This is a genomic window from Pseudonocardia pini (assembly GCF_013870575.1).
Taxonomy (GTDB): domain Bacteria; phylum Actinomycetota; class Actinomycetes; order Mycobacteriales; family Pseudonocardiaceae; genus Pseudonocardia; species Pseudonocardia pini.
In genome coordinates, this window is sequence record NZ_JACBXB010000513.1 from 1 (window position 1) to 4,031 (window position 4,031).

Sequence of the window (4,031 nt, forward strand, 5' to 3'; positions counted from 1 at the left end):
CCGCCGCGAGCGGGTAGAAGGCGCTGAACAGGTCGCTCACGAACCCCGGCGCGGTGATCTCGGCGCTGCGCACCGCGCCGCCCGGGCTGTCGGTGGCCTCGCAGACCAGGACCGACCACCCGGCGTCGGCCAGCAGGTTGGCGGCGACCAGCCCGTTGTGGCCCGCCCCGACGACGACGGCGTCGACGGACTCCGTGGTCGCCCGCCCGCCGGGACCACTCATCGCCGTCGTGCCTCCCACCGCGGGTCGTGTCGCTCTCCGATCATGGCGTGCGATACCCCGAACCCGCCATCTCAGTCCACGGCGGGGCGGGGCACCGCCGGGGTGAGCATGGAGACGACGGTGCCGGGCGGCTCGACCGGGGCGTCGAACCCCCCGCGGTGCACCGAGAGCTCGTCCATCAGCTCCCGCGCCACCCGCAGGCCGGTCCCCTGCATCGTCACCTCGCCGAGGGGGTCCCACGAACCGCCGTCGTGGACGACGAGCCACAGCCGTCGGGTGCCGGAGTCGACGAGGGAGAGCAGCGTGGCCTCGACGCTCACCACGCCCTCGTCGTCGACCGGGCACGCCCCGGCCACCTCGCGCGGCGGGTAGGCGTGCTCGATGCTGTTGGTCACCGCCTCGTTCACCGCGGTCACGACGGCCACGAACTGGTCCACCGGCCACGCCAGCTCCTCCAGCCAGATGCCCAGCCGGGAACGGAACACCTCCGCGGCCCAGGGCCGCGCCGGGAGCATGAGGAACCACCGGCCGTCGAGATCGGTGTCCCGAGGCTCCACCGGACCGCACATCACCGCCACCACCAACCTGTCGCCCACCGCGTGCTCAGGCCGCTGCGGACAGTGTCCTGCTCGACACGCCTCACGGCTACGACTCGGGCGAGGGAATCGGGGAACGTGCGCCCACGCGTGAACCGGGCGGTGAACGGGTACGTGACGGCAGGCCGGCAGAAGGAGCGGACATGCTCAGTGGTGCGGAATGGCGGGCGCTTCGCGCGATCGAGCAGCACTTCGAACACGACGACCCCCGGCTGGCCGCACAGTTCGGCGGAGGACGACCCGTGCGTGTCGCGGCAGCCGACCCCGAGGAGGTCGACCCCCGCATCGAGGCGCTCTGCGCCGGGTTCCTGCTGCTGCTCGCCGTGGTCGCGGCGCTGTCGGGCCTCGTCACGGTGTCGGTCGGTCTCCTGGTGACCGCCGTCCTGCTCGGCACCGCGGGCACGCTGTGGTGGCGGCGGGCCCGACGGCTGTGCCGGGCGCGCAGGCAGCCCTGACCCGGCCTAGTCGTCGGACGGGTCCAGGTCTCGGGAGTAGGGCACCGGGTGGTCCTGCCCGCGGTCGGTGAAGTGGTCGTTGAGCGCCTGGGCGATCAGGTCGTGCTCGTGGTTCGTGGCGCGCCGCCGCCCGAGCAGGATCTCCTCGAGGACCTCCGCGCTCAGACCGCCACCGAGACCGGCGTAACCGATCCAGAGACCGTCCACGTCGAGATCGGACATGGCGAACCCGGCCCGCAGCACCATGCTCGACGAGGCCACCGCCGCGTGGGCCCCGCCCCGTTCGTCCCTGCTGTCAGCGGACATGGGCATCACCGGCGTCACGGACATCCATACCGGAGCACATACCCCCGTCCGCCTCGTTCACACGCCCCGGGCCGCGGGCCCTGGTGGAGTCGAGTTGCTGAACCCGGCACAGCGCCGATACTTGAGACGGAAGCACTGACCACTGGACCCGACCCGGCGAATCCGGGTCGCCGCGATTCCGTTCGCCTTCGATCGACGGACCGGATCTCGCCTTCAGCGCCGAACTATCACCGTGAGGTTCCGTCATGCCCGCACTTCTCCTCGGTTCGATCAGTACCCTCGCCGACACCTCCGAACTGCAGCGCGAGGCCTTCAACCAGGCCTTCGCGAAGCACGGTCTGGACTGGCACTGGGAGCGGGCGGACTACGCCCGGCTCCTCGGGTCCAGCGGCGGCCGCCGGCGCATCGCCGACCAGGCCGAGGCCACCGGCACCGAGGTGGACGCCGACGCCGTCCACGAGACCAAGTCGCAGATCTTCCAGGCCGCCCTCGCCCACGCGGACCTGACCCCGCGGCCCGGGGTCGTCGAGACCGTCGAGGCCGCCCGGCGCGCCGGGGTGCGCGTCGCGCTGGTCACGACCACGTCCCGGGCGAACGTCGAGGCCCTGCTCACCGGCCTGGGCTCGGCGTTGCCGCGGGACCGGTTCGACCTGGTCGTGGACGCCACGACCGTCGACCGGCCGAAGCCCGACCCGGCCGCCTACCGGTACGCGCTCGAGACGCTCGGCGAGGAGCCCGCGGCCTGCATCGCCGTCGAGGACAACGTCGGCGGGACCGAGGCCGCGCGGGCCGCGGGTCTGCGCTGCGTCGCCTTCCCCAACGCCAACACCGCGGGCCACGAGTTCCCCGCGGCCATCGAGCGGACCGACCGGCTCGACGACGTCGCCCTGCTGGGTCAGCTCACCTAGTGTCCCGCACCGCGAATCCGCCACATATCTCGACGGCCCAGGCCCACGCAGGCGGCGTTGCCGGTCCGGCGAGTACACCCGGTACGAGCCTCGGACCGGCTGCCTGGCCTGCATGAACCGCAGTCCGCCGAGATACGCCACGGACTCGCGGTGCGGGACACCAGAGCCCACTGCCCACACCCGCCCGCCCGACCGCAGGCGATCGGGTCCCTCGGCGTGCCCGCCGGCCCGCCACCACCCCGGATCGGAGACCTCCGTGACCATCCCCCCTGCCGTCCTGACCGCGAGCGACACCGGGTTCCACGTCGAGAGCTGGGAACCCGTCGACTTCAGCCTCCGGTACGTCGACGGCGTCTTCGCCCCCGAGAACCCGCAGCTCGCGGACTCCTACCGCGAGCGGGGCCGCAGCCTGGCGGTCGTCGACGAGACCGTCCACGCGCTCTACGGCGACCGGATGCGGGCCTACTTCGCGGAGCACGGCATCGCGCTGACCGTCTTCCCCCTGGCCATCGCCGAGACCTCGAAGAGCCTGCGCACGCTGGAACGGATCGTCGACGCGTTCGCGGACTTCGGACTGCTGCGGACCGAACCGGTCCTGGTGGTGGGCGGCGGTCTCACCACCGATGTCACCGGGTTCGCCTGCGCGAGCTACAAGCGCGGCACCCCGTACATCCGGATCCCCACCACGCTGATCGGTCTGATCGATGCCAGCGTCGCGATGAAGGTCGCGGTGAACCACGGCAAGCACAAGAACCGGCTCGGCGCCTTCCACGCGTCCAGCCAGGTGCTGCTGGACTTCTCGTTCCTCGCCACGCTGCCCGAGCCACAGGTCCGCAACGGCACCGCCGAGATGATCAAGATCGCGACGGTCGCGAACGCCGGCCTGTTCGACCTGCTCGAGAAGTACGGCGACGACCTCCTGGCGACCGGTTTCGGGCAGCGCGGTCCCGCGCAGGGCGACGGCGGCCCCGAGCTCCGCGAGATCGCCCGCCGCGCCACGCACGAGGCGATCCGCACGATGCTCGAGCTCGAGCACACCAACCTGCGCGAGCTCGATCTCGACCGGGTCATCGCGTTCGGCCACACCTGGAGCCCCACCCTCGAGCTGACCCCGGACACCCCGATGCTGCACGGGCACGCGATCAGCGTGGACATGGCCTTCTCCGCCACGCTGGCCGAGCGGCGCGGGTTCGTCACCGCGGGCGAGCGCGACCGGATCCATCGGCTCTTCACCGGCCTCGGGCTCGCCGTCGACAGCCCGTACCTCACCCCCGAGCTGCTGACCGCCGCCACGTCGTCGATCCTGCAGACCCGCGCTGGGCTGCTGCGCGCGGCGGTCCCGCACCCGATCGGCACCTGCCACTTCGTCAACGACGTGACACCCGAGGAGCTGCACGAGACCCTCGCCGCGCACCGCGAGATCGTCGCCGGCTACCCGACGGCGGTCGAGGGCGTCGACATGTGGGCGGGCGCGTGAGCACCGCGGGGGTCCGCCCCGCCCGGCCGGTCACCCCGACCACGATCCTCGCCGACCTGCTCGACG

At 72.3% G+C, this 4,031-nt stretch carries 6 protein-coding genes; 3 read left to right on the forward strand and 3 right to left on the reverse strand.

Features of this window, described 5'->3' with window-relative positions; genetic code table 11:
- Together H5J29_RS23610 and H5J29_RS23615 are read right to left on the reverse strand one after the other, a co-directional pair.
- Positions 1-223: FAD-dependent oxidoreductase (locus tag H5J29_RS23610; RefSeq protein WP_181783227.1), on the reverse strand; the 223-nt coding region annotated here is incomplete at its 3' end.
- Positions 224-294: 71 nt separating this feature from the next.
- A complete protein-coding gene (locus H5J29_RS23615) occupies positions 295-819 on the reverse strand; it encodes an ATP-binding protein (protein ID WP_181783228.1) in 525 nt (174 codons plus the stop codon).
- Between the two features lie 143 nt (positions 820-962).
- Between H5J29_RS23615 and H5J29_RS23620 the strand changes: the two genes are divergently transcribed.
- Positions 963-1,274: a DUF3040 domain-containing protein gene (locus H5J29_RS23620; protein ID WP_181783229.1), complete on the forward strand. Its 312-nt coding sequence runs from the start codon at positions 963-965 to the stop codon at positions 1,272-1,274.
- Between the two features lie 6 nt (positions 1,275-1,280).
- Here the strand turns inward: H5J29_RS23620 and H5J29_RS23625 are convergent, their stop codons facing one another.
- Positions 1,281-1,580 carry a hypothetical protein gene (locus H5J29_RS23625; protein WP_181783230.1) on the reverse strand — a complete coding sequence of 100 codons (300 nt, stop codon included), beginning with the start codon at positions 1,578-1,580 and terminating at the stop codon, positions 1,281-1,283.
- 245 nt (positions 1,581-1,825) lie between these two features.
- Here H5J29_RS23625 and H5J29_RS23630 point away from each other — a divergent pair, with 245 nt between their 5' ends.
- Together H5J29_RS23630 and H5J29_RS23635 are read left to right on the forward strand one after the other, a co-directional pair.
- On the forward strand, positions 1,826-2,488 hold the full coding sequence (locus H5J29_RS23630; protein WP_181783231.1) for an HAD family hydrolase: 663 nt from the start codon (positions 1,826-1,828) through the stop codon (positions 2,486-2,488).
- A 256-nt stretch (positions 2,489-2,744) separates the two neighbouring features.
- The gene (locus H5J29_RS23635; protein ID WP_312858371.1) at positions 2,745-3,965 is read left to right on the forward strand and encodes a sedoheptulose 7-phosphate cyclase; all 1,221 of its coding nucleotides are present in this window, start codon (positions 2,745-2,747) and stop codon (positions 3,963-3,965) included.
- Positions 3,966-4,031 lie beyond the last annotated feature (66 nt).

Excerpts from the sequence above, each read along its gene's own strand:
- H5J29_RS23630 (WP_181783231.1), top strand. The coding sequence starts at position 1,826 with ATGCCCGCACTTCTCCTCGGTTCGATCAGTACCCTCGCCGACACCTCC.
- H5J29_RS23625 (WP_181783230.1), bottom strand. The coding sequence starts at position 1,580 with ATGTCCGCTGACAGCAGGGACGAACGGGGCGGGGCCCACGCGGCGGTG.
- H5J29_RS23620 (WP_181783229.1), top strand. The coding sequence starts at position 963 with ATGCTCAGTGGTGCGGAATGGCGGGCGCTTCGCGCGATCGAGCAGCAC.